Genomic DNA, 24534 nt, shown 5'->3' with positions numbered 1-24534 from the left:
GCCCCGCCTCGGGCCTGCGCGTCGGCCGGGTCCAGCGGCCTCGACCGGATCGCCCGCAGCCCGCTGGGCGCGGTGGCGCCCGGCCGCCCGGGTGCCGGGTTAGAGTCGCGGAATGGTCCGGACGACGCAGCGCCTCGTGATCGCCCTCTCCGCCGTGGTCCTGCTCGCCGGCTGCACGGCGGAGGCGACGAGCCCCGCCGCCCCACCCGCCGAGCCGACCGCCTCCACCGCACCGCCCGCCGCCGGAGCCGAGTCCACGCCGCGGCCGGTGCCGAGCGTCTCGACCACTCCCGCACCCGTCGAGGACGTCTCGGGCGAGTGCGTCGTCCAGGCGCTCGACGAGGGGACGCTCGACGGCGTCGACCTCGAGCGCGTGCGCGACCGCGGCACCCGCGTCGGCGCGACCGGGACGGCGAGCACCGCCTCCGACGGCGCCCCGGCCTCCTACCTGGTGGCAGCGGGCGACATCAGCGAGCGGATCGCGGACCGGTTCTGCATCAGCTCCGACTACCTCTCCGCGCTGAACTCGGTGCGCCGCGACGGCGTCGACATCGACAGCCTCTACGGCGGCGACACCCTCAACCTCCGCCCGGCGACCGTCCTGAGCGTCGGCGACCAGAACGGCCGCGTCCTCGACAACGCCGAGCCCGACGACCTCCCCGCGCAGACCGGCTGACGCCGCTTCCGCCGCCGCCACTCCTCCCGCCTCGCAGCAGCACGCGACCACCGCGGAAGGCGCGGATCCGACGGCACGTGCGCGGCGCTCAGCCCAGGACGCCGATCAGGACCGCCGACACGGCGACGGTCGCCGCGAGCCCGGTCGTCCGCGAGCGGCGGCGCGCCGGGTCCTCGAACCACGGCAGCCCGCCCCAGCGCAGCACGGCGCCGGCCGCCCCGGCCGCGGTGAGAGCCACCAGCGCGGCCCAGGGGAGCAGCGTCAGCGCCGACCAGTCGACGAGCGCCCGCCCGAGCAGCAGCACGGCGACGGCCTCGACGCCACGGGCGAGCGTCCGGACGCGGTCGCGGTCGAGGAGCCCGGCCGCCCGGCGCCGGGGGATGCTCCCCAGGGCGAAGCGGCCGACGGTGAACGCGACGACGAGCAGGACGAGGATCGAAGCGATCATCACGACTCCTCCCCGGCGCGCTCCAGCAGGCGCAGGCCGAGCTCGTCGACCGAGCTCGCCGTGTCCCCGTTGACGAACACGGCAACGCCGCGCTCCCGGTCCATCGCGAGCATCGTCGAGTAGCCGGAGGTCCCTCCGTTGTGCCAGGTGACGGATCCGCCGTCCTCCGACTCCGAGGTGAACCAGCCGAGGCCGATCCGCGCCCCGTCGGCGTCGAACCGGGGATCCAGGACGCTCGCCGCGGGCACCCCCAGTGCGGGATTGTCGGTGAGGAGGGCCTGCGCGTAGCGGGCCATGTCAGCCGCCGTGGAGCGGACGCCGCCCGCCGGCGCGTAGCCCGCCATCGTCCACGCGTCGACGGACCGCCCGCTCGCCGAGAAGCCGGTCGGCGCGTCGGCGGGGAGGGCGTCCGCGGTCTCCGGGACGGAGGTCGCGGTCATCCCGAGCGGATCGAGGACGCGCTCGCGGAGGAGGTCGGCGTAGTCGCGGCCCTCGGCGCGGGCGAGCGTCTGGCCCAGCACCGCCGCACCGAGGTTCGAGTAGGCGTGCACGTGCTCGCCCTGGTCCGCCTCGGCGGCCTGCCGGAGGACGTCGTCGGCCGACCAGCCCGCGTAGGGGTCCGTGCCGCGCAGCTGGGCGAACAGCGTCGAGGCGAGGTCGCCGACACCGGTGGGGAGGCGCGGCAGGCCGGAGCGGTGGGTCGCCAGCTCCTCGAGCGTCCCGGTGAAGCCGCCGACGTCGGCGTGCTCGGCGGCGGGGTCCTCGAGCCCGACGGTCCCGTCGGCGACGCTCCGGGCGAGGAGGAGCGCGGTCATCGTCTTGGTGACCGATCCGATCTCGACCTCGGTCCGCTCGTCGGCTCCGAGTCCGCCGTAGCGCACGCCGTCGGGCGTGATCACGGCGGCGACGAGGTGGTTCCGCGCCCCGTCTCCGACGTCGGTCCGGAGCCACCCGGCGATCTCGGCGTCGCCCGTCGCCTCGGTCGAGAGGGTGGGAGCGGAGGGGCGGAGCAGCACTCCGCCGAGCAGGACGACGGCCGCGGCGGAGGCGGCGGCGAGAGCGAGGCGGCGGCGGGTCATCGGGGTCCTCCGGAGGCGAGCAGGATCACGAGCAGGGGGACGAGGCGCTCCGGCGGGACGCCGTAGCGGCCGCGGCCGCGCGCCTCCAGCCAGCCGGCGGCGACCAGCTGGTTGACGTGGTGGTAGATCTGTCCGGTGGTACCCGCGCCCTCGCTCTCGGCGAGCTGCGCGACGGTCTCGACTCCGCCGGCCACCGCCTGCAGGAACCGCAGGCGCACGGGGCTGCCCAGCGCGGCGAGCGCGGTCGGCCCGGGGCTCGCTCCCCAGTCGCGCTCGAAGAACGCGTCGGTGCTGAGGCCGTACTGCCACTCGACGGGGCCGGCCGGAGTGGCGACCGAGCCGGCGAAGACGACTCCGCCGGGAGAGGGCAGGCGCTCGCGGAGAGCGGTCAAGGCCCAGAGCGGATCGTCGGCGGCGGGCGCGGCGGGGGTGTCGGCGCGCTCGAGGCGGTCCAGCCGCGCTCGGAGCTCGTCGACCTCGCCGGCGAGGTCTCGGGAGGAGGTCATGCCTCCACTATTGCAAACATTCCGTAATCACGGAACTCCGGAGCTGACCGGTACCGCAGGAGTCGCGGTGGTCCAGCTCGACCACCGCGACTCCTGCGGACTCGGATCGCCCGGAGGCTCAGCCGAAGTGGCGCGGCAGCACGGCGCCGTTCACCGAGCGCAGCTCGTCCAGCGGCAGCGTGAAGAGGCCCTGCACCTCGACCGCGGGGGTCGCCGCGTCGGTCACGCCGATGCGCAGCACCGGGTAGCCCCGGCCCTCGCAGAGCCCGCGGAACTTCACGTCGTCCTCGCGCGGCACCGACACGAGCACGCGGCCGGTCGACTCCGAGAACAGCGCGGCCGTCGCGTCGACGCCGTCGTGCTCCATCAGCTCGTCGAGCCAGATGCGCGCCCCGACGCCGAAGCGCAGCGCCGACTCGGCCAGCGCCACCACGAGCCCGCCGTCGGCGAGGTCGTGAGCGGAGGCGATGAGCGACTCCTTCGCGCCCGCCGAGATCAGCTCGGCCAGCGCGCGCTCGGCGGCCAGGTCGAGCTGCGGGGGCAGCCCGCCGAGGTGGTCGTGGATCGTGCCGGCCCACGCGGAGCCGTCGAGCTCGTCGCGGGTGGTGCCGAGGAGGTAGAGGTTGTCGCCCTCGTCCTGCCAGCCGGAGGGGATGCGGCGCGCGACGTCGTCGATCACGCCGAGGACGCCGACGACGGGGGTCGGGAAGATCGGCACGTCGCCGGTCTGGTTGTAGAACGAGACGTTGCCGCCGGTGACGGGGATCTCGAGCTCGAGGCAGGCGTCGGCGAGCGCGCCCACGGCCTCGCGGAACTGCCACATCACCTCGGGGTTCTCGGGGCTGCCGAAGTTGAGGCAGTCCGAGACGGCGACCGGGGTCGCTCCGGTGACGGCGACGTTGCGGAACGCCTCCGCCAGCGCCAGGCGGGCGCCCTGCGCCGGGTCGAGCTGGCACCAGCGCCCGTTCGCGTCGGTCGCGACCGCGAAGCCGAGGCCCGACTCCTCGTCGACGCGGACCATGCCGCCGTCGTCGGGATAGCTGAGCGCGGTGTTGCCGAGCACGTAGCGGTCGTACTGCGAGGTGATCCAGCTCTTGTCGGCGAGGTTCGCCGAGCCCAGGAGCGCCAGGGTCTCGGCGCGCAGCGCGTCGCCGCCGGTCGAGCGGGGCAGTCGGGAGGAGGAGTCGGCCTGCAGCGCGTCGAGCCAGGAGGGGTACTCGATCGGGCGCTCGTAGACCGGGCCGTCGACCGCGACGGTGCGCGGGTCGACGTTGACGATCTCCTCGCCGTGCCAGTTGATGATGAGGCGGCCGGAGTCGGTGACTTCGCCGAGCACGCTGGTCTCGACGTCCCACTTGCCGACGACCTCGAGGAACGCGTCGAGCTTCTCGGGCGTGACGACGGCCATCATCCGCTCCTGCGACTCCGACATGAGGATCTCCTCCGCCGTGAGCGAGGGGTCGCGCAGCAGCACCGAGTCGAGCTCGATGAACATGCCGCCGTCGCCGTTGGAGGCCAGCTCCGAGGTGGCGCAGGAGATGCCCGCGGCGCCCAGGTCCTGGATGCCCTCGACGAGGTCCTTGCGGAACAGCTCGAGGCAGCACTCGATGAGCACCTTCTCGGCGAACGGGTCGCCGACCTGCACCGCGGGACGCTTGGTCGGTCCGCCGTCGGCGAAGGTGTCGGAGGCGAGGATCGACGCGCCGCCGATGCCGTCGCCTCCGGTGCGCGCCCCGAACAGCACGACCTTGTTGCCGACGCCGCGGGCGTTCGCGAGGTGCAGGTCCTCGTGGCGGAGGACGCCGACGGCCAGCGCGTTGACGAGCGGGTTGCCCTGGTAGACCGAGTCGAAGTAGGTCTCGCCGCCGATGTTCGGCAGGCCGAGGCAGTTGCCGTAGAAGGAGATGCCGGCCACGACGCCGTGCACCACGCGCGCGGTGTCGGGGTCGTCGATCGCCCCGAAGCGCAGCGCGTCCATGACCGCGACCGGCCGGGCGCCCATCGAGATGATGTCGCGGACGATGCCGCCGACCCCCGTCGCCGCACCCTGGAAGGGCTCGATGTAGCTCGGGTGGTTGTGGCTCTCGATCTTGAAGGTGACGGCCCAGCCCTCGCCGACGTCGACCACTCCGGCGTTCTCGCCCATGCCGACCATGAGGTTCTTCTTCATGGCGGGGGAGACCTTCTGCCCGAACTGGCGGAGGTACATCTTCGACGACTTGTAGGAGCAGTGCTCGCTCCACATCACCGAGTACATCGCGAGCTCGCCGCTCGTGGGGCGGCGGCCGAGGATCTCGCGGATGCTCGCGTACTCGTCGGGCTTGAGTCCGAGGGCCGCGTAGGGCTGCTCCCGCTCGGGCGTCGCCTCCGCGTTCGCAGTGGTGTCGGGAACGGCGGTGCGGCTGTCTGCCATGTGCTGGAGGCTCCAGGGGAGGGGGACGGGATGCGCGTCGATCCTACCCGCCGCGGTCGCCGGGGTCCGGGCCCTCCGGTGGAGCGGTGCGGGCACCGGCGCCTAGGATCGGGCGGGTGAAGCGGGCGGCTCTGATCGGGACCGTGCTGTGGGGGCTCTACCAGTGCTTCGGGAACCTCGGAGCGGCGAACATCTCGTCGGACGAGCCCGTGTACCTCGCCGCGGGCTGGGACTACCTGCACGGCGACGTGAGCGCGAACCTCGAGCATCCGCCGACGGCGAAGTACCTGATCGGGCTCGCGCAGGTGCTGCTCGGCGAGGGGCTGCTCGCGGGCAGGATCGCCGCCGGCGCGGCCGCGTTCCTCACCGGGGTGGTGCTCTGGCTCTGGTTCCGGCGCGAGCTCGGCCCGACGCTCGCGCTCGTCCCGGCCGGCCTGTTCCTCCTCCTCCCGCGCACCGCCGTGGGCGCCGGCACCCGGATCGACCGCCTCGCGCTCCTGGAGCCCTTCATGGTGCTCTTCGCCGTCGCGGCGATGGCGGCGGCGTGGACCTGGTCGCGCGCCTCCCCGGGCAGGCGGAGCGGCTGGCTGATCGCGCTGGCCGGTGCGCTGCTGGCGCTGTCGGTCACCTCGAAGCTGACCACCGCGGTCCTCGCGCCCGTGCTCCTGCTGCCGCTGCTCTGGTCGGGGAGCAGGGCCCGGGCTCTGCGGGGCGGCCTCGCCCTCTCCGTCGCGTTCGTCGTCACCGGGGTGCTCGCCTACCTGCCGGTGCACCCGGTCGAGGCGGTCCGGTACCTGCTCGAGTTCCAGTCCGAGCACAACGCCGACGGCCACCTGATCGAGGTCGCCGGGACCGCGTACGTCTTCCCTCCGTGGTGGGCGAACCTCTGGTTCATGGTCGTCGGCATCGGGCCGGCGGCGCTCGCCGTGCTGCTCCTCGGGACCCTGCTGGCCCTGCTCGCTCCGCGGCGCCGCGCGCTGGTGCTCTACCTGAGCGCCGCGACGCTGCTCCTCCTCGTGTTCCACCTGGCGATCAGCTCGGTCGCGCTGCCGCACTACTACGCGGCGTGGGCGTGGCTCCTCTGCGCGCTGGCGGGCATCGGCATCGCGGAGGCGCTGCGCGGCGGGATCGTGCTGCCCGCACCCCTCGCCCGCGGCGCCGGCGCGGTGCTGCTGGCCGCCTCCCTCGTGATCGCGATCGCCACCACGGCGGGGATCGCCCAGGAGCGGCCGACCGGGATCGCGCGGGTGGCCGACGTGCTGCGCGAGCGCGGCCTCGACGGCGGCCTGGTCCTCGCGCAGGGCATGTCCTCGGGCGTCTACGTGCCCTACATCGGCGACCGGGTGACGACCGATCCGTCGTCAGCCGGGATCGTCGCCATCGCGATCGAGCGGTCGGCGCGCTTCCCCGTCGATCCCCGCGTGTCCGCCTACCTCGAGACGGCGCGGCCCGAGACGGTGCGGCTCGACGACCTCACCCTCGTGCTGGTCGACGGACCACTGCCGTGACCGCTCACTTCGAGCGGCAGGCCCCCGGATCGACGGCGTCCGTCAGCGAGGCGGCCTGCTCGACCACGGGAGTGAGGACCGAGAGCGGGATGGCGTAGCCGACGTTGTCGACGGAGGCGGCCTTGCCGAAGACGACGCCCGACACGGTGCCCTCGAGAGAGAGCAGCGGGCCGCCCGAGTTGCCCTGGTTGACGACGGCGGCGAGGGTCAGCACCTCCCGTGAGGTCGGTGCTCCGTCGACCATCAGCGAGACCGTGGCGTCGGAGGAGATCTCGGCCGAGCCGAGGGTCAGCGGGCCGCCGAAGGGGTAGCCCGCGACCACCGCGTCGTCCCCGGCGGCGACGGCGTCGTCGAGCGGGAGCGGGGAGGCGTCGAGCCCGTCGACGGCGATCACGGCGAGGTCGGCGGCCGGGTCCAGGTAGACGACTCGGCCGGTGCGCGGGGCCTCGCCCGGCGCCTCGACGACCGGCTGCGAGACTCCGCCGACCACGTGCGCGTTGGTGATCACGCGGTCGTCCGAGACGACGAAGCCGCTGCCCGTCACTCCGACGTCACAGGCCCAGGCCGTGCCGGAGACGCGCACGACCGAGCGGGTGGCGGCGGCGACCTCCGGGTCGTCGGTCGAGACGTCCGGGATCGCGGGCGCCTGGGTGGGAGCGTCGAGCGCCTCGACGACCCACGACGTGCCCTCGTCGACCACGGTCGACTGCAGCTGGGCGAGGAAGGCGCGGACGGGGGAGGGGGTGAGGTCGTCGATCGTGCGGATGACCGTCGATCCGGCGACCGAGGTCGTGACGAGGGGGACGCCGAGGAGGGAGACGGCCGAGGTGACGGCGATCCAGACCAGGCCGGAGATCGCGACGCCGGCGACGCCGCCCGCGAGCCGGTCGAGCAGGCCGAGCTTCACGCGGTCGGCTCCGCGGCCGATGACCGCGCCGAGCGTCGCTCCGATCGCGTAGCCGACGCCCAGCAGCAGCACGGCGGTGCCGATCACGGCGAGCAGGCGCCACTCGCTGCCGGCCGCCCACGACGAGACGGCGGGCACGGCGAACGAGGCGCCGATCGCGCCCGCGACGATCCCGGCGAGACCGCCGAGGGTCCGGAGCAGACCGCGCCGCAGACCGTCGACGAGCGCGCCGATGAGGCTCAGCACGACGATGACGTCGACGATCACGGATGCACCCACGCGGAACTCCTGCCGGTGTCGGGGACGGGTCCTCCAGCATGACCGACGCGGGATGCGCGGACGCCCGGAGGCGGCTGGCAGTCCGCGGCGGCTGCGGATGCGCGGGGGCGGCGGCGGCGGCGGCGCGGGAGCCGGACACCGCCGGCCGCGCGCTGCCGCCGAGAGGGCGGTGCCGCCGGGAGGGCGGTGCCTCTTAGAAGAACGAGATGCAGTACGGCGTCGCGATCGGCGCGAACAGGCGGTCCATCCGCCCCGCCTCGCCCGTGACGCGCGCCAGCCCGGCCTTCGCCAGGATCGACGGCCGCACCGAGCCCAGCAGCAGCGAGCCCAGGTCGGCCACGTCCAGCGCGAGCTCGGCCTCGTCCCCGGTGCGCTCCACAGTGGCGGAGCCGCCCGAGGCGGTGAGGCGGTAGCGGCCGTCGGCGAGCCCGAGCCCGTCGGCCACCTCGACGACGACCGAGCCGTCAGCGGTCCACGGCCGGGCCGAGAACGCGGCGGCGACGTCGAGGATCCGCAGCCAGATCAGGTCGCCCACGTGGCTCACCTGCACCACGCGCGCGTCGCGGAGCGCCCAGGTCAGCGGATCGTCCACCGGCGCCATGTCCCAGGTCACCGCGGAGGCGAGGTCGACCGCGCCGAGGTAGCCCCAGAGCGCGAGGTAGGCGTCGGCGCCGGGGGCGACGAGGTCGACGATCTCGAGGGTCTTGTCGTCCTCGGGCCCGACCGCGCGGTAGGTCACGAAGCCGTCGAGCGTCCCCTCCTCGTCGAGGTGGACGGCCGAGCGGACGTCGAGGCCGGGCGTGGTCTCGCCGGACGCGGTGCCGACGGAGTTCGCCTCGTAGCGCGACTGGCGGGTCAGCGAGCCGGGGGTCGACGCCTGGAACGCGGCGAACACCGCGGGGATGCGCGGCTGCAGCCAGCTCGTCGCGACCACCTCGACGCGGCCGGCGGGCTCGGTCTGCAGGCCGAAGCGCGGCCCGGTGTCGACGCGGATCGAGCGGGTGAAGGCCGAGCGGCCGAAGCCGAACCGGCGGTAGATGGAGGCCTCGCTCGCCGTGAGCGCGGCGACCGGGGTGCCGGCCTCCTTCGCCAGGCGCAGGTCCTCGGTGATCATCGCGCGCAGGATGCCGCGGCGCCGGTGCGTGGGCCGCACGGTCACCTGCGAGACGAGGTGCGCCGGCAGCTCGCGTCCGCCGCCGACCTGCAGGGCCCCGGGGAACGCCGCGTAGGTGCCGACCGGCACGCCCGCGCCGTCGAGCCCCTCGGGGGCGGAGGAGTCGACGACCGCGGTGAGCACGCGCTGGTCGGCGACCATGTGCTCGGCCCAGTCGCGCAGCTTCTCCGGCGTGAACTCCTTCTCGTGGAAGCCCGCGTTGATCGCGGTGGCCCACGCGGCGGTGGCGGCATCGGGACCGCCCTCGTCGTTCAGGGCGGCGGGGAAGCGGCGGAGGTCGAGACCGGTGAGAGGCATCCGTCCAGCCTATTCACCCGGGGTGCGCGGGGGCTGAACCGGTGCGCGAACGGTCACCGCGACGGGCGCGCCCGTAACGCGGACCGCCGTCAGAGCACGGTCCACCGCTTCTCGAGCGCCGCGTCCACCGCCTCCGCGAGCTCGTCCAGCCGCCGGGAGTCGAGGCGCCCCGGGTCCGCGGCCGCCCTGATCCGCCCGCTCATCGCCGCGATCGCCGAGCGCCGCCGCGGCAGGGTCGCGGTGAACGCGCAGTCGCGCAGCAGAACCAGCAGCTCGCCCGCCCGGCCCTGCGCCTCCGCGAGGACCTCGAGCCGCCGCTCGAACGGCGACTCCGGGACCGTCACGCGCAGGAACCCGTCCGGATCCTGGAACGCCGCCGGCGGATCCGGGATCCGGGCGAGCAGCGCCAGCGCGGCGCCCAGCTCGTCCAGACCGCCCTCGTGCGCCAGCTCCCGCAGCCGCGAGTCCACGTCCTCGGCCGGCCCCGCCCCGAGCTCCACCGTCCGCAGCACGAGCGCGTCGAGCCGGCGCTCCTCCTCCTCGCCCGGGACCGACGGAGTCGCCGACCACCACGAGAGCACCGGAGTCGCGGCCACCGCGTGCTCGCCGATCCGCCGCTCCAGCGCGATCAGCAGGTCCTCCCGCGCGGCGAGCGCCACCAGCGCGTCCACGTCGACGTGGAGAAGGGTGCCCGAGGCGGGCGGCGCCACCAGCCGGCGTCCGGAGGGAGGGACGGTCTCCGCCCGCGTCCTCGCCCCGGGTCCGCGCCCGCTCGCCCGCAGGATCTCCTCCTCGAGGGTCCGCCGGGGTCGTCGTCGTCCGCTTCCGCGCGCCATGCCGTCACGCTACCGTCGGCCGCATGACCCGGTTCCTCGCCCTCCTCCGCGGAGTGAACGTCAACGGCCGCACCGTCCGCAGCGCCGAGCTCGCCGAGACGGTCGCCGGGATCGGCGTGGACCGGGTGCGGACGGTCCTCGCGAGCGGCAACGCGGCCTTCGACTCCGACCGCCCGGCCGCCGAGCTGAAGCCCGCGCTCGAGGCGGCGCTCGCCGAGCGGTTCGGCTACGACGCCTGGATCGTGCTCGTGACGCAGGAGGCGCTCGCCGCGGTGCTCGCCGCCTACCCGTTCCCGCGGATCGACGAGGAGGCGCATCCGTACGTCGTCTTCGGCTCGGACGAGGAGGCGCTCGACGCCGCGCAGGCTGCGATCGGCGAGCCGGATCCGGCGGTCGAGCTCGTCACCCGGGGCGCCGGTGTCCTCTACTGGCGCTGCCCGCGCGGCTCCTCGACGGACACGCCGGTCGCACGGATCCTCGCCCGATCCGCCTACCGCTCGAGCACCACGACCCGGAACCTGCGCACCGTCGAGAGGCTCGCGACGGCGTGACGTCCGCGGCCGTGGCGGGGCCGTGTCCGGGCTTCGCGAGCGGCACCTCCGGGCGCCTCCGACCTCGGGAGGCGAGGAATCGGGGCTGAGAGCCCGCACATTATTTGGTTAGGCTGTCCTTAGTGCCGATCCACTCGGACCCTGCGCCGCCTCCCGCACAGCCTCTCGAAAGGGACCCATGCCCCGCGCCACCACGCCCCTCGCCCTGCTCGCCGCCACCGCGCTGACGATCGGCCTCGCCGGCTGCAGCGGCTCGGCCGCCGGAGACGACGCCGCCGCCGACAGCGGCTTCACGCCGATCACGATCGAGCACGCTCTCGGCACCACCACCATCGAGTCGGCGCCCGAGCGCGTGGCGACGGTCAACTGGGCCAACCACGAGGTCCCGCTCGCGCTGGGCGTGGTCCCCGTGGGCATGGCCGCCGCCAACTTCGGCGACGACGACGGCGACGGACTCCTCCCCTGGGTGAGCGAGAAGCTCGACGAGCTCGGCGCCGAGACCCCCGTCCTCTTCGATGAGACCGACGGCATCGACTTCGAGGCCGTCTCGGACACCGACCCGGACGTCATCCTCGCCGCCTACTCCGGCCTCACGCAGGAGGACTACGACACCCTGAGCGAGATCGCCCCGGTCGTCGCCTACCCCGAGACCGCCTGGGGCACCTCCTGGCGCGACATGATCACGCTGAACAGCGAGGCGATGGGCAGGGCCGACGAGGGCGCCGCCCTGATCACCGAGCTCGAGAGCGAGATCGAGGAGAAGGTCGCCGCGCACCCGCAGCTGGCCGGCACTTCTGCGATGTTCCTCACCCACGTCGACCCGACCGACCTCAGCCAGGTCAGCTTCTACACCTCGCACGACACCCGCCCCGCGTTCTTCGAGGATCTCGGCATGGCCACCCCGGGCAGCATCGCCACCGCCTCCGCCGCGACCGACAAGTTCTCGCTCACGCAGAGCGCCGAGCAGGCCGACGCCTTCAGCGACGTCGACGTGATCGTCACCTACGGCGACGACGAGCTCGTGAGCACCCTCAAGGCCGACCCGCTGCTCTCGCAGATCCCCGCGGTCGCCGACGACGCCATCGTGCGCCTGCCCTCCACCCCGCTCGGCACCGCCGCCAACCCGACGCCGCTCTCGATCTCGTGGGTCCTCGACGACTACCTGGACCTGCTCGACGAGGCCGCCGCCAAGGCCGCGCAGAGCACTCCGGCCGCCTGAGCCGGGACCCGACCCGCGTGACCCTCGCCGCTCCTCCCGCCGCCTCGGGCGTCGCCGCCGTGCGCCGCCCGAGGCGGCTGCGCGCCCTCTGGCTGGTCGCGGCCGTGGCCGTGCTGCTCGCCGCCGCCGTGGTCTCGGTGCTGGTGGGGTCGCGGGAGGTGGCGTGGAGCGACGTGGTCGCCGCGTTCGGCGGGTCCACGGACGGATTCGCGCAGGCCGCGGTCGCCAAGCGCATCCCGCGCACCGTGCTCGCCGCGATCGCGGGCGCGGCCCTCGGCGTCGCCGGCGTGCTGATGCAGGGGGTGACCCGCAATCCGCTGGCCGACCCCGGCATCCTCGGGGTGAACACCGGAGCCTCGCTCGCGGTCGTGACGGGCATCGTCTTCTTCGGGCTGACGAGCTCCGCCGCCTACGTCTGGGTCGCGATCGGCGGGGCCGCGGTCGCCGCGGTCTTCGTCTACACGGTCGGTTCGCTCGGGCGCGGCGGCGCGACTCCGCTCAAGCTCGCCCTGGCCGGCGCCGCCACCTCGGCCGCGCTCGTCTCGGTCATCAGCGCGATCGTCCTGCCGCGCGCCGACATCGCGGGCGGCATCCGCTCCTGGCAGATCGGCGGAGTGGGCGGCGCCACGTCCGCGAGCATCGCGCAGGTGCTCCCCTTCCTCCTGGCCGGCCTCGTCCTCTGCGTTCTCTCGGCCAAGAGCCTCAACACCCTCGCGCTCGGCGACGAGCTCGCCGCGGGCCTGGGGGAGCGGGTCGCCCTCGCGCGCGGCGGGGCCGCCCTGGGCGCGGTCGTGCTCTGCGGAGCGACGACCGCGGTCACCGGGCCCATCGGCTTCGTCGGCCTGGTCGTCCCGCACGCCTGCCGCCTCCTCGTCGGCGTGGACCACCGCTGGCTGCTGCCGTTCTCGGCGGTGACCGGCGCCGTGCTCCTGATCGCGGCGGACATCGTCGGCCGCGTCGTCGCGCGCCCGAGCGAGATCGACGTGGGCATCGTCACCGCGCTGGTCGGCGCCCCGGTGTTCATCGCGATCGTCCGCCGCCAGAAGGTGCGCGAGCTGTGACCGCGCTGCTCGAGGCGCCCTCCGCCACCGCCCGCGCCGTCGCGGCCGGCCGCCGCCGCCGCGGGGCCCGCCGCCGGGTCGTCGTCGCCGTGCTCGCTGTCCTGATCGCGGCCGTCCTCGCCGTCTCCCTGCTGGTCGGCCAGACCGTCTACTCGCCCGACGAGGTGCTGCGCGTGATCCTCGGCGAGCAGGTCCCCGGGGCGAGCTTCACCGTCGGGCGCCTCCGCCTCCCGCGCGCCGTCCTCGCCCTGCTGGTGGGCCTGTGCTTCGGGCTCGGCGGAGTGAGCTTCCAGACCATGCTCCGCAACCCGCTCGCCAGCCCCGACATCATCGGGATCAGCGCCGGGGCGAGCGCCGCCGCGGCCTTCGCGATCGTGACGCTCTCGCTCGGGGCCGCGCAGGTCTCGGCCCTCGCGATCGTCGCGGGACTCGTGGTCGCCCTGCTCGTCTACGCCCTGTCCTACCGCAGCGGAGTCGCCGGCACCCGGCTGATCCTGATCGGCATCGGGGTCGCCGCCATGCTCGACTCCCTCACCGCCTACGTGCTCTCGCAGGCCGCCGCGTGGGACCTGCAGGAGGCGTCCCGCTGGCTCACCGGGAGCCTCAACGGCGCGAGCTGGAGCGAGGTCGTGCCGGTCCTCGCCGCGGTCGTCGTCCTCACCCCCGTCCTGCTCTCGCGCTCGCGCGACCTCTCCGCCACGCAGCTCGGCGACGACACCGCCTCCGCGCTCGGCATCCGCGTGAACGCCACCCGCCTCGTCGTGATCGTCGCCGCGGTCGGGCTGATCGCCTTCGCGACGGCCGCCGCCGGCCCGATCGCGTTCGTGGCCTTCCTCTCCGGCCCGATCGCCGCCCGCCTGATCGGGCCCGGCGCGTCGCTCCTCATCCCCTCGGCCCTCGTCGGCGCGCTGCTCGTGCTCGTCGCCGACTTCGCCGGGCAGTTCGGGCTGGGCCTGCGCTACCCGGTCGGAGTGGTCACCGGCGTCCTCGGGGCGCCCTACCTCGTCTACCTCATCGTCCGCAGCAACAGAGCGGGAGGCTCACTGTGACCACCGCGCACACCCTGACGGCCGAGGGGGTCACCCTCGGCTACGGCGACCGGACGGTCGTCGACGGCCTCGACCTCGTCGTCCCGCCCGGCCGCATCACCGCGATCGTCGGAGCGAACGCCTGCGGCAAGTCGACGCTCCTGCGCTCGATGTCGCGCCTGCTCGCGCCCCGCTCCGGCGCCGTGCTGCTCGACGGCAGGGCCGTGCACCGGACGCCGGCGAAGCAGCTCGCCCGCACGCTCGGCCTCCTCCCGCAGTCGCCGATCGCCCCGGAGGGCATTACCGTCGCGGATCTCGTCGGCCGAGGCCGCCATCCGCACCAGGGGATGCTGAGCCGCTGGAGCGCGCACGACGACGAGGCCGTCGCGACCGCGCTCGACGCGACCGACACCGCCGCCCTGGCCGACCGCTCCGTCGACGAGCTCAGCGGCGGGCAGCGCCAGCGCGTCTGGATCGCGATGGCACTCGCGCAGGAGACCGACGTGCTGCTGCTGGACGAGCCGACCACCTTCCTCGACGTCAGCCACCAGATCGAGGTGCTCGACCTGCTCGTCGACCTCAACCGCACCCGCGGGACGACGGTGGTGATGGTGCTGCACGACCTCAACTTGGCCGCCCGCTACGCCGACCACCTCGTGGCCATCGCGCACGGCGCGGTGCACGCCTCCGGCACCCCGGCCGCGGTGCTCACCGAGGAGACGGTGCTCGCCGTGTTCGGCCTCGACAGCCGCATCATCACCGACCCGACCTCGGGCACCCCGCTGATGCTCCCCCTCGGGCGGCACCGCCTCGCCCCCGAGCGGATCGACGCCCCCGGCGGCGCGCAGATGACGGACGTGTAAACGGTTCCACACGGCGGCCGGGGGGCGTATACGATACCTGCAGTCCGCGGCGGACGACCGTCATCGGCGGAACCGCCGAACGCCTGCCCCCGATCAGAGGTCCTCCCCGCCGTGACTGCATCCCCGACGCGCCCCGACGCCTCCGCCCTCCGCGGCGTCCGCGCGCTCCTGTTCGACCTCGACGGCGTGCTCACGCCGACCGCCGACGTCCACATGCAGGCCTGGTCGCGGCTGTTCACGGAGTACCTCTCCTCGCGCGGGATCGTCGAGGGCTACACCGACGCCGACTACTTCCGGTACATCGACGGACGCCCGCGGTACGACGGCGTCCGGGCGCTCCTCGCCTCGCGCGGCATCACCCTCCCCGAGGGCGCGCCCGAGGACGACCCGTCGCTCGAGACCGTCTGCGGGCTCGGCAACCGCAAGAACGACGCCTTCAACCGCACCCTCGCCGAGACCGGCGTCGCTCCCTACCCGGGCTCGCTCCGCTTCGTCGACGCCGCGATCGCCGCGGGCGTGCAGGTCGCCGTCGTCACCTCCTCCCGCAACGGCGTGCCGGTGCTCGAGGCGGCCGGCCTCCGCGACCGCTTCGAGGTCGTCGTGGACGGGCTCCTCGCCGCCGAGCGCTCGATCGCCGGCAAGCCCGCGCCCGACACCTACCTCTACGCGGCCGAGCTCCTCGGCCTCCCGGCCGCGGAGTGCGCCGTCCTCGAGGACGCGCACTCCGGAGTCGCGGCAGGCCGCGCGGGCGGCTTCGGCCTCGTCGTCGGCGTCGACCGCGGAGTCGGGGCCGACACCCTGCTCGAGCACGGCGCCGACCTGGTCGTGGACGACCTGGCCGAGCTGCTCCCCTTCCTCCCCACCGCTCCCGCCCCCGAGGACGCCGCATGAACCCCATCACCTCCGACCCGCTCGACCGGAACCGCTTCCCGATCGACGAGTGGGCCCTCGTCGAGACCGAGTTCGCCTCCGAGCTGCAGGGCCGCACCGAGACGCTCTTCGCCACCGGCAACGGCTACCTCGGCCTCCGCGGCAACGTGGAGGAGGGGCGCGACGGCTACGCCTACGGCACCTTCATCAACGGGTTCCACGAGACCTGGCCCATCCGCCACGCGGAGGAGGCGTTCGGCTTCGCCCGCGTCGGCCAGACCATCGTCAACGTGCCGGACGCCAAGATCATCCGCCTCTACGTCGACGACGAGCCCTTCGTGCTGAGCGAGGCCGACGTCCTCGCCTACTCGCGCCGCCTCGACTTCGCGAACGGCGTGCTCACCCGCGAGCTGGAGTGGCGCACCCCCTCCGGCAAGCGCGTCCTGATCCGCTCGCGCCGCCTGGTCTCCTTCACCGACCGGCACCTCGCGATCCTCGACTACGAGGTCGAGATGCTCGACCACGATGCGTCCGTGCTGATCTCGAGCCAGATCCTCAATCGCCAGGACGGCGTCGACGAGTACCACGCCCCCTCCGGCAGCGAGGGGGCCGGCTTCGACCCGCGCAAGGCGGAGTCGTTCGAGGACCGCGTGCTCCAGCCGCGCCTCAAGCGCGTCAGCGGCACCCGCTACCTCCTCGGCTACCGGACCACCAACTCCCAGATGACCGTCGCCTGCGGCGCCGAGCACCAGCTCGAGACCGAGAACGAGTGGGACCAGACCTCCCAGATCGACGACGACCTCGCCAAGCACGTCTACCGCGTGAAGGCCAAGGCCGGCCGGCCGGTCCGCCTGGTCAAGACGCTGACCTACCACACCTCCCGCGGCGTGCCCGTGCGCGAGCTCGCCGACCGCTGCGACCGCACGCTCGACCGCGCCCGCGAGACGCCGGTCGAGGAGCAGTTCGTCAAGCAGCGCGAATGGCTCGACGACTTCTGGACCCGCTCCGACGTGCAGCTGGACGGCCAGCCCGCGATCCAGCAGGCCACCCGCTGGAACCTCTTCCAGCTCGCCCAGTCCACCGCCCGCACCGACGGCGGCGGAGTCGCGGCCAAGGGCGTCTCGGGCTCCGGCTACGGCGGCCACTACTTCTGGGACACCGAGGTCTACGTCCTCCCGTTCCTCAGCTACACGGCGCCCCTCGTCGCCCGGAACGCCCTGCGCTTCCGGCAGAACATGCTCGAGGCGGCCCGCGCGCGCGCCTCCGAGCTCAACCAGCGCGGCGCGCTGTTCCCCTGGCGCACCATCAACGGGCAGGAGTCGTCGGCGTACTACGCCGCCGGCACCGCTCAGTACCACATCGACGCCGACATCTCCTACGCGCTCATGCAGTACGTGGGTGCCACGGGCGACGACGACTTCCTCGCCCGCGGAGCGATCGACATCCTCGTCGAGACCGCGCGGATGTGGGCCGATCTGGGCTTCTGGCGCAGCAACGGCGACGACCACTTCCACATCCACGGAGTGACGGGGCCGGACGAGTACACGACCGTCGTCAACGACAACCTGTACACGAACGTCATGGCCCGGGCGAACCTCCGCTCGGCCGCCCGCGCCGTCGAGCTGCTGAAGGCCGTCGAGCCCGCCGCGTACGAGCGGATGGCCGACCGCCTCGCTCTCGACGAGGGCGAGGTGCTCGAGTGGGCGCGCGCTGCCGAGAAGATGCACATCCCCTTCGACGCGCGGGCGGGCATCCACCCGCAGGACGCGGCCTTCCTCGAGAAGGAGCTGTGGGACCTCGAGAACACCCCCGCGAGCAAGCGCCCGCTGCTGCTGCACTTCCACCCGCTGGTGATCTACCGCTTCCAGGTGCTCAAGCAGGCCGACGTCGTGCTCGCGCTGCTGCTGCAGGGCAACGAGTTCACCGCCGAGCAGAAGCGCGCCGACTTCGAGTACTACGACGCGCTGACCACCGGCGACTCGACCCTCTCGGCCGTCGTGCAGTCGATCATCGCCGCCGAGGTCGGCTACAGCGACCTGGCCCGCCACTACTTCCTGTCGGCGCTGTTCGTCGACCTCGCCGACCTGCACCGCAACACCGCGGACGGCATCCACGTCGCCTCCACGGGCGGCGTCTGGAGCGCCCTCGTCTACGGCTTCGGCGGGATGCGCGACCACGGTGGGCGGATCACGCTCGACCCGCGCCTGCCCGACGACTGGGACCGCCTCGCCTTCCGCATCACCCTCCACGGCACGCGCGTGCGCGTCGAGGTGACGCAGACCGAGGTCCTGTTGACGGTCGAGACCGGCGACTCCGCCGCGATCACCGTCCGCGACGAGCGCGTGCACGTCGCTGCCGGCAGCCCCGTGCGCGTCCCGCTCACGCACCAGGGCCGCCGCCTGCACGGCGCGCCGACCACGTCCGACATCGAGGGCACCCGCCGCTCCGACGGCACCGTGATCACCGCCTCGATCCCCACCATCTCGATGACCCCCGAGCCCGAGGTCCTGACCGGGCCCTGAGCGGCCCCGCGAACATCGCCCATCACGCACGAGACCCCCGGCCGGAACCGGGGGTCTCGTGCGTCGCGGGCGGGCGGAGCCGCCCGGACCGGATGCGTCAGGCGGAGGCGAGCAGCGACTTCAGCGCCGACGTGAAGAAGGTCAGCCCGTCCACACCCGAGCGCATCGCGGCGGCCGTGTCGGGCCCGAAGCCCTCCTCGACGGCGTGCTCCGGGTGCGGCATGAGCCCCACCACATTGCCGCGGCGGTTGCTGATGCCGGCGATGTCGTTCATGGAGCCGTTCGGGTTGTGGCCGAGGTAGCGGACGACGACGCGTCCCTCCGCCTCGAGCTCGAGCAGCGTGGCGGCCGAGGCGATGTAGCCGCCCTCGCCGTTCTTCAGCGGGATCGTGATCTCCTGGCCGGGCTCGAAGCCGTTCGTCCAGGCGGTCTCGGTGCTCGCGACCATCAGGCGCTGGTCGCGGCAGACGAAGGATCCGATGTCGTTCGCGATCAGGCCGCCGGGCAGCAGGTGCGCCTCGGTGAGCATCTGGAAGCCGTTGCAGATGCCGAGGACCGGGGTCCCGGCGTTCGCCGCGTCGACGACCTCGCGCATGATCGGGGAGTGGGAGGCGATGGCGCCGCAGCGCAGGTAGTCGCCGTAGGAGAAGCCCCCCGGCAGGACGATCGCGTCGACGCCGTCGAGGTCGTGGTCGCCGTGCCACAGCGCGACCGGCTCCGCACCCGCGAACCGGACGGCGCGCTGGGCGTCGCGGTCGTCGAGCGAGCCGGGGAAGGTGATGACGCCGATCCTCATCGGGCGGCCTCCGCCGGGTAGTGGATCCCGACGACGTCCTCGATCACCGAGTTCGAGAGCATCTCGTCGGCGATGCGCTGCACCGAGGCGCGCACCTCGTCGGTCACCTCGTCGACGGTGATCTCGAAGCGCTTGCCCACCCGCACGCCGTGGAGGGCGGAGTGGCCCAGCCGCGCGAGCGCGCCGGCGACGGCCTTCCCCTGCGGGTCGAGCAGCTCGGCCTTGGGCATGACTTCAACGACGATCGTGGGCACCGTGTTCTCCGGAGTCTCGGGGGAGTGCGGTCTTCCGCGCGACCATCGTACCCGCGGGGGTCCCCGCGATCGGCGGCGCTCAGGAGGTCGTGACGCGGATCGCGTTCGCCCAGGGGTCCTCGAAGGCGAGGGTGCGGCCGTCGTCGCGGGTGGCGACTCCGGAGCGGGCCAGCCGCTCGCCGAGCGCGCCGAGGTCGTCGGCGCCGGGCACCACGATCTCCACCTGTCCGAGGCCGAGGGCCTGCTGCCGGCGTCCGGCGCCCGCCGAGTTCCAGGTGTTCATCGCCATGTGGTGGTGGTAGCCGCCCGCCGAGACGAAGAGCGCCTGCCCGCCGTACGCGATCGTCGTCTCGAAGCCGAGCCGGTCGACGTAGAACTCCTTCGCCGTGGCGACGTCGCCCACGCTCAGGTGCACGTGGCCGACGGAGGCGCCGCCGAGGCGCGGCTGCGCGATCGACTCCTCGGTGAGGTGCTCCTGCAGGAACGCGTTCGGGTCGAGGAAGAGCGTGCTCATCTCGATCCGCCCGTGCGTCCACGACCACTGCGTGCGGTCGCGGTCCCAGTAGAGCTCGACGCCGTTGTGCTCGGGGTCGTCGAAGTAGAAGGCCTTGCTGACCAGGTGGTCGGAGCTGCCGGTGAAGGAGCCGGGGTGCCGGCTCGCGACGCTGTACACGGCCGCGGCGAGCGCCGCCTCCGATTCGAAGAGGATCGCCGTGTGGAAGAGGCCGGCGCTGCGCGGCGAGGCGTGCACCAGCTCGGGCGCGTGCTGGAGGATCACGGCCGGCACTCCGCCGCGGCCGAGCACCGCGACCGGTCCGTCGTGCGAGAGCAGCTCGAGCGTCACGGCGTCGCGGTAGTAGGCGATCATCCCGTCGAGGTCGGCGACGCGGAGGGTCACCGCGCCCATCGCGGTGTCGGGAGCGAGCAGGTCGGGGGAGGAGGTGGTCACGGCGGAGACGCTACCCGCTTTTGGTTGACGCTACAACCATTCAGAGGAGCGAGCGCTCATAGGAACCGCATAAGCGGCATCCAGGCGGCGCCGGGAGGCCGGGCGTGGAATGGGAACCGGTCGCCGTCAGGGGCGGCCCCGGCACGAGGACGACACCATGAACGAGCGACACGAATCCGACGAGCGAGAGCTCACCGACCAGCCCGCCACCACCGAGGCGACGGGCGCCGACGAGGTGCGCGCGCTGCGCGCGGACGACCGCCGTCGTCGTCGTCGGGCGCTGATCGCCGGCGGCCTCGGCCTCGCCGTGCTGATCGGAGTGACAGCAGGCGGAGTCGCCACCGCCGGCCGCACCGAGGCGGCTTCCTCGGCCTCGGCCGGCGCCACCACGATCGTCTACCCCGGCGGCTCGCGCGGATCCTTCGGCGGCGGGTACGTGATCGTCCCCTCCTGGGGCGGATCGACGCAGGGCGGATCGACGCAGGGCGGCTCCTCCCCGTACGGCTCGACGCAGGGCGGCTCCTCCGCCTCCGAGCCGGCCACCGGCGCGACCGACGCCGTGGCCGCGAGCACCGCGCAGACCGCCGGGGTGGTCACGATCACCTCCGAGCTCACCTACCAGGGCGCCCGCTCGGCCGGCACCGGCATGATCCTCACCTCCGACGGCATGATCCTCACCAACAACCACGTCGTCGAGGGCGCCACCGCGATCTCGGTCACGGTGGAGTCGACGGGCCGCAGCTACACCGCCCGCGTCGTCGGCACCGACGCGACGAACGACGTCGCCGTCCTGCAGCTGGAGGACGCCTCCGGCCTCACCCCCGCCTCGCTCGACACGGACGGGGTCGCTGTGGGCGACACCGTGACCGCCGTCGGCAACGCGGGAGGGACGGGCGACCTGGTCGCCGCCACCGGCACGGTCACGGGTCTCGATCAGCAGATCACCACCCGCTCCGAGTCGGGGATCTCCGCCGAGACGCTGACCGGGCTGATCCAGACCGACGCCGACATCGTCTCCGGCGACTCCGGCGGCCCGCTCGTCGACTCCGCCGGCCGCGTCGTGGGGATGGACACCGCCGCCTCCAGCGGGACGGCCGACATCACCGGCTTCGCGATCCCGATCTCGAAGGCCCTGGACATCGTGGCCACCATCGAGGCGGGCGCCGACACGGCCACTGTCGAGATCGGCTACCCGGCCTTCCTCGGCGTCTCCCTCTCCTCCGGCACCGCGTCGCCGACCTCGCGCGCGCTCGCGACCACCGCGTCCGGCGCCGTGATCGGCGGAGTCGTCGAGGGCGGGCCGGCCGCGCAGGCGGGCCTCGAGGCGGGGGACGTCGTCACCGCGGTCGACGGGGTCGCCGTCGCCTCGGCCGATCAGCTGTCCGCCTCGCTCGCGCAGCGCGAGCCCGGGGAGTCGGTGACGATCTCGTGGACCGACACCGCGGGCGCCGCCCGCTCCGCCCAGGTCGTGCTGGTCGAGGGTCCGGTCGCCTGATCGGAGCCTCCGCGTGGCCGCCGGAGCGTTCCCGGCCGTTCACCCGGACGAGCGCGCCACGCCGCCCGTTGTTTTGATCCGCTCAAGACAACTCGGGTAGTGTCCTCGGCATGACGACAGTGAACGAGCGGCTCCGAGCCTCCGGGCTCAAGGTCACCGCCACCCGGCGCGCGGTGCTCCTCGCTCTCGAGGAGCACCCGCACTCCGGGGTGGACGCGGTCCTGGCCCGAGTGCGCGAGGGCCTCCCCGAGGCTTCGGCCCAGGCGGTCTACGGAGTGCTCTCGGCGTTCACCGACGCCGGGATCGTCCGCCGCATCGAGCCGGAGGGCCACCCCCGCCGGTTCGAGCTGCGGGTCGGCGACAACCACCACCACGTGGTGTGCCGGCGCTGCGGGGCCGTGGCCGACGTCGACTGCGTCGTCGGGGAGGCGCCGTGCCTGCATCCGCAGACCGCGAGCGGCTTCGCCGTGGACACCGCCGACGTCACGTTCTGGGGCACCTGCCCCGACTGCCTGGCCCTGGCCCACTGACCGACATCCGCTACACCGCAGCGGCGGGCTCCGTGCCCCTCGCCGACAGGAGGAACATGACCGAGGAACGATTCACCACCACGAACTCCGGAGCACCGGTCGCGAGCGACGACCACTCGCTGAGCGTCGGAGCCGACGGACCCCTCGCGCTCCACGACCACTACCTCGTCGAGAAGCTGGCCCAGTTCAACCGCGAGCGCATCCCGGAGCGGGTCGTCCACGCCAAGGGCGGCGGAGCCTTCGGACGCTTCACCACCACCGCCGACGTCAGCGCCTACACGCGTGCCGCGCTCTTCCAGCCCGGAGTCGAGACCGAGATGCTCGCGCGGTTCTCCACGGTCGCCGGCGAGCAGGGCTCGCCCGACACCTGGCGCGACCCCCGCGGCTTCGCGCTGAAGTTCTACACGAGCGAGGGCAACTACGACCTCGTCGGCAACAACACCCCCGTCTTCTTCATCCGCGACGGCATCAAGTTCCCCGACTTCATCCGCTCGCAGAAGCGCCTGCCCGGCAGCCACCTGCGCGACCACGACATGCAGTGGGACTTCTGGACCCTCTCGCCCGAGTCGGCCCACCAGGTCACGTGGCTCATGGGCGACCGCGGCCTCCCCTCCTCGTGGCGGCACATGGACGGCTTCGGCTCGCACACCTACCAGTGGATCAACGCCGCCGGCGAGCGCTTCTGGGTCAAGTACCACTTCAAGACCGACCAGGGCGTCGAGATCCTGAGCCAGGAGCAGGCCGACCAGATCGCCGGTGAGGACGCGGACTTCCACATCCGCGACCTGTCCTCCGCGATCGACCGCGGCGACTTCCCCTCGTGGACGCTGTCCGTGCAGGTCATGCCGTACGAGGACGCGAAGAGCTACCGGTTCAACCCGTTCGACCTCACCAAGGTCTGGCCGCACGCGGACTACCCGCTGATCGAGGTCGGCACCATGACGCTCGACAGGAACCCCGAGAACTACTTCGCGCAGATCGAGCAGGCGGCGTTCGCCCCCTCGAACTTCGTGCCCGGGATCGCGGCAAGCCCCGACAAGATGCTCCTCGCGCGCATCTTCAGCTACGCCGACGCGCACCGCTACCGCGTGGGGACCAACCACGCGCAGCTGCCGGTGAACGCGCCGAAGTCGCCGGTGCACTCGTACTCGAAGGACGGCCCCATGCGGTTCGACTTCCAGAAGTCCGAGGTGCCCGTCTACGCGCCGAACACGATGGGCGGCGCCCACGCCGATCCCGCTCGGGCGGCGGAGTCGGCCGGCTGGGAGACCGACGGCGAGCTGACGCGCGCCGCGGCGACCCTCCACCCGGAGGACGACGACTTCGGTCAGGCGGGGACGCTCTACCGCGAGGTCCTCGACGACGACGCGCGCGCCCGCCTGGTCGCGAACATCGCCGGCCACGTGTCGAAGGTCACCCGTCCGGAGCTGCGGCAGCGCGTGCTCCAGTACTGGGCGAACGTCGACTCGTCGCTCTCGCAGCGCGTCGCCGAGGCGCTCGAGCCCTCGGCTCCCGGTGCGGACGTCTCCCCCGAGGCGGTCGGCATCGGGGCGTAGTCCCGGCATCCCCTCGAGGAGCGCGCGGTACCGGAGCGATCCGGGCCGCGCGCTCCTCGTCGTTTCCGGGGAGGGTCCTTCCACTCGGTGGAGTCGGATCCCGCGCGCGGGTGCCCGCCTCGGTCCGATGCAGCCGGCTCGGACCCAAGATCCGCCCGCGGAACCGGGCGCCGACGGGGAGGACCCCCGATCCCGACACGCCCGGGATGTGCGACTTCGGCCCGTCGTTTGACAGCACCGCGATCGCTGCGTAACTTAGTCCGAGTCGCCACAAAGGCCGCAGGGAAACGGAAAGAGCAGCAGCTCCGACGTCCCGGCCTCAATCGGGACCATCCACTCGGCAAGACAGCTTTTAGGAGCAGGTCTGCCGCGCGGATGTAAAGCCTTCGCAGGATTCCTCGGATCCAGCAACTTCGCCGCCCGGCGCAGGACTCAGGTCCTGAACCGAGCAACGTCGGAGCGCCTATAAGCGTGACGGCATCGCGAAGAAGCCGGATTTGACACGGCCTGCGGATGTGCTAAGTTATACAAGTTGCCACGGCGACAGGGAGAAAGAAACTTCTCCTAGTCTACCGAGAAGACGCGTATGACGCAAGCAACAATATCTTCGATCACTTCCGTTGTGAAGCACCGTTCTGGTGTGGAGGCGGGATGTGTCCGATTCTTGAGAACTCAACAGCGTGCACTATGTTCAATGCCAATTTTATACCCCGGCCT

At 73.2% G+C, this 24534-nt stretch carries 22 protein-coding genes; 12 read left to right on the top strand and 10 right to left on the bottom strand.

The features are described from left to right. Positions 1–112: 112 nt before the first annotated feature. A complete protein-coding gene (locus tag C5D36_RS07485) occupies positions 113–676 on the top strand; it encodes a hypothetical protein (RefSeq protein ID WP_104267810.1) in 564 nt (187 codons plus the stop codon). 88 nt (positions 677–764) lie between these two features. Here the strand turns inward: C5D36_RS07485 and C5D36_RS07480 are convergent, their stop codons facing one another. From C5D36_RS07480 to purL, 4 genes are all read right to left on the bottom strand, one after another. Beyond that, a complete protein-coding gene (locus tag C5D36_RS07480; RefSeq protein ID WP_104267811.1) occupies positions 765–1124 on the bottom strand; it encodes a hypothetical protein in 360 nt (119 codons plus the stop codon). Beyond that, a complete protein-coding gene (locus C5D36_RS07475; RefSeq protein ID WP_104295543.1) occupies positions 1124–2203 on the bottom strand; it encodes a serine hydrolase in 1080 nt (359 codons plus the stop codon). Before C5D36_RS07475 ends, C5D36_RS07480 begins: the two co-directional genes overlap by 1 nt. Further along, the gene (locus C5D36_RS07470; protein ID WP_104222749.1) at positions 2200–2709 is read right to left on the bottom strand and encodes a helix-turn-helix transcriptional regulator; all 510 of its coding nucleotides are present in this window, start codon (positions 2707–2709) and stop codon (positions 2200–2202) included. Before C5D36_RS07470 ends, C5D36_RS07475 begins: the two co-directional genes overlap by 4 nt. A 118-nt stretch (positions 2710–2827) precedes the next feature. After that, positions 2828–5122 (bottom strand): phosphoribosylformylglycinamidine synthase subunit PurL, encoded by a 2295-nt coding sequence (purL, locus tag C5D36_RS07465; protein ID WP_104295542.1) that lies wholly within the window; start codon positions 5120–5122, stop codon positions 2828–2830. Between the two features lie 116 nt (positions 5123–5238). On the opposite strand from purL, the gene C5D36_RS07460 reads away from it, so the two are divergent. Next, positions 5239–6630, top strand: a complete 1392-nt coding sequence (locus C5D36_RS07460; protein ID WP_181072811.1) for a glycosyltransferase family 39 protein — start codon at positions 5239–5241, stop codon at positions 6628–6630. Positions 6631–6634: 4 nt separating this feature from the next. Here the strand turns inward: C5D36_RS07460 and C5D36_RS07455 are convergent, their stop codons facing one another. The 3 genes from C5D36_RS07455 to C5D36_RS07445 all read right to left on the bottom strand — a co-directional run bounded on the left by C5D36_RS07455 (position 6635) and on the right by C5D36_RS07445 (position 10123). Next, positions 6635–7816: a MarP family serine protease gene (locus C5D36_RS07455; RefSeq protein ID WP_258060556.1), complete on the bottom strand. Its 1182-nt coding sequence runs from the start codon at positions 7814–7816 to the stop codon at positions 6635–6637. A gap of 193 nt (positions 7817–8009) precedes the next feature. Beyond that, on the bottom strand, positions 8010–9287 hold the full coding sequence (locus C5D36_RS07450) for a GNAT family N-acetyltransferase (protein WP_104222746.1): 1278 nt from the start codon (positions 9285–9287) through the stop codon (positions 8010–8012). A gap of 89 nt (positions 9288–9376) precedes the next feature. Beyond that, a complete protein-coding gene (locus C5D36_RS07445; RefSeq protein WP_104262641.1) occupies positions 9377–10123 on the bottom strand; it encodes a DUF2254 family protein in 747 nt (248 codons plus the stop codon). A 23-nt stretch (positions 10124–10146) separates the two neighbouring features. On the opposite strand from C5D36_RS07445, the gene C5D36_RS07440 reads away from it, so the two are divergent. The 7 genes from C5D36_RS07440 to C5D36_RS07410 all read left to right on the top strand — a co-directional run bounded on the left by C5D36_RS07440 (position 10147) and on the right by C5D36_RS07410 (position 18237). Then, positions 10147–10674: a DUF1697 domain-containing protein gene (locus C5D36_RS07440; protein ID WP_104225684.1), complete on the top strand. Its 528-nt coding sequence runs from the start codon at positions 10147–10149 to the stop codon at positions 10672–10674. Between the two features lie 178 nt (positions 10675–10852). Next, a complete protein-coding gene (locus tag C5D36_RS07435) occupies positions 10853–11893 on the top strand; it encodes an iron-siderophore ABC transporter substrate-binding protein (RefSeq protein WP_104295540.1) in 1041 nt (346 codons plus the stop codon). A gap of 17 nt (positions 11894–11910) precedes the next feature. Further along, the gene (locus C5D36_RS07430; protein ID WP_104234258.1) at positions 11911–12954 is read left to right on the top strand and encodes an iron ABC transporter permease; all 1044 of its coding nucleotides are present in this window, start codon (positions 11911–11913) and stop codon (positions 12952–12954) included. Next, positions 12951–14003, top strand: a complete 1053-nt coding sequence (locus C5D36_RS07425) for an iron chelate uptake ABC transporter family permease subunit (protein ID WP_258062886.1) — start codon at positions 12951–12953, stop codon at positions 14001–14003. Before C5D36_RS07430 ends, C5D36_RS07425 begins: the two co-directional genes overlap by 4 nt. Further along, complete coding sequence (locus tag C5D36_RS07420) at positions 14000–14845, top strand: ABC transporter ATP-binding protein (RefSeq protein ID WP_104273138.1); 846 nt, start codon at positions 14000–14002, stop codon at positions 14843–14845. The genes C5D36_RS07425 and C5D36_RS07420 overlap by 4 nt, the downstream gene beginning before the upstream one ends. A 111-nt stretch (positions 14846–14956) precedes the next feature. Next, positions 14957–15736 carry an HAD family phosphatase gene (locus C5D36_RS07415; RefSeq protein WP_104295539.1) on the top strand — a complete coding sequence of 260 codons (780 nt, stop codon included), beginning with the start codon at positions 14957–14959 and terminating at the stop codon, positions 15734–15736. Then, positions 15733–18237: a glycoside hydrolase family 65 protein gene (locus C5D36_RS07410; RefSeq protein ID WP_104222738.1), complete on the top strand. Its 2505-nt coding sequence runs from the start codon at positions 15733–15735 to the stop codon at positions 18235–18237. Before C5D36_RS07415 ends, C5D36_RS07410 begins: the two co-directional genes overlap by 4 nt. A 97-nt stretch (positions 18238–18334) precedes the next feature. On the opposite strand, the gene purQ is transcribed toward C5D36_RS07410, so the two are convergent. From purQ to C5D36_RS07395, 3 genes are all read right to left on the bottom strand, one after another. Beyond that, positions 18335–19033 carry a phosphoribosylformylglycinamidine synthase subunit PurQ gene (gene purQ / locus C5D36_RS07405; RefSeq protein WP_104295538.1) on the bottom strand — a complete coding sequence of 233 codons (699 nt, stop codon included), beginning with the start codon at positions 19031–19033 and terminating at the stop codon, positions 18335–18337. Next, entirely contained in the window at positions 19030–19287 is a 258-nt protein-coding gene (gene purS / locus C5D36_RS07400; protein ID WP_104222736.1) for a phosphoribosylformylglycinamidine synthase subunit PurS, read from the bottom strand. Before purS ends, purQ begins: the two co-directional genes overlap by 4 nt. Positions 19288–19366: 79 nt before the next feature. Further along, a complete protein-coding gene (locus C5D36_RS07395; protein ID WP_104222842.1) occupies positions 19367–20194 on the bottom strand; it encodes a VOC family protein in 828 nt (275 codons plus the stop codon). A gap of 199 nt (positions 20195–20393) precedes the next feature. On the opposite strand from C5D36_RS07395, the gene C5D36_RS07390 reads away from it, so the two are divergent. The 3 genes from C5D36_RS07390 to C5D36_RS07380 all read left to right on the top strand — a co-directional run bounded on the left by C5D36_RS07390 (position 20394) and on the right by C5D36_RS07380 (position 23817). Then, positions 20394–21731, top strand: coding sequence for a S1C family serine protease (locus tag C5D36_RS07390; RefSeq protein ID WP_104295537.1), 1338 nt, complete (start codon positions 20394–20396; stop codon positions 21729–21731). Between the two features lie 110 nt (positions 21732–21841). Next, positions 21842–22261, top strand: a complete 420-nt coding sequence (locus C5D36_RS07385) for a Fur family transcriptional regulator (protein WP_104295536.1) — start codon at positions 21842–21844, stop codon at positions 22259–22261. A 56-nt stretch (positions 22262–22317) separates the two neighbouring features. Then, a complete protein-coding gene (locus tag C5D36_RS07380) occupies positions 22318–23817 on the top strand; it encodes a catalase (RefSeq protein WP_104269005.1) in 1500 nt (499 codons plus the stop codon). Positions 23818–24534: the final 717 nt, after the last annotated feature.

The organism is Rathayibacter sp. AY1C6 (genome assembly GCF_002931535.1).
GTDB lineage: Bacteria > Actinomycetota > Actinomycetes > Actinomycetales > Microbacteriaceae > Rathayibacter.
This window is presented reverse-complemented; position numbering and strand designations above follow the sequence as displayed.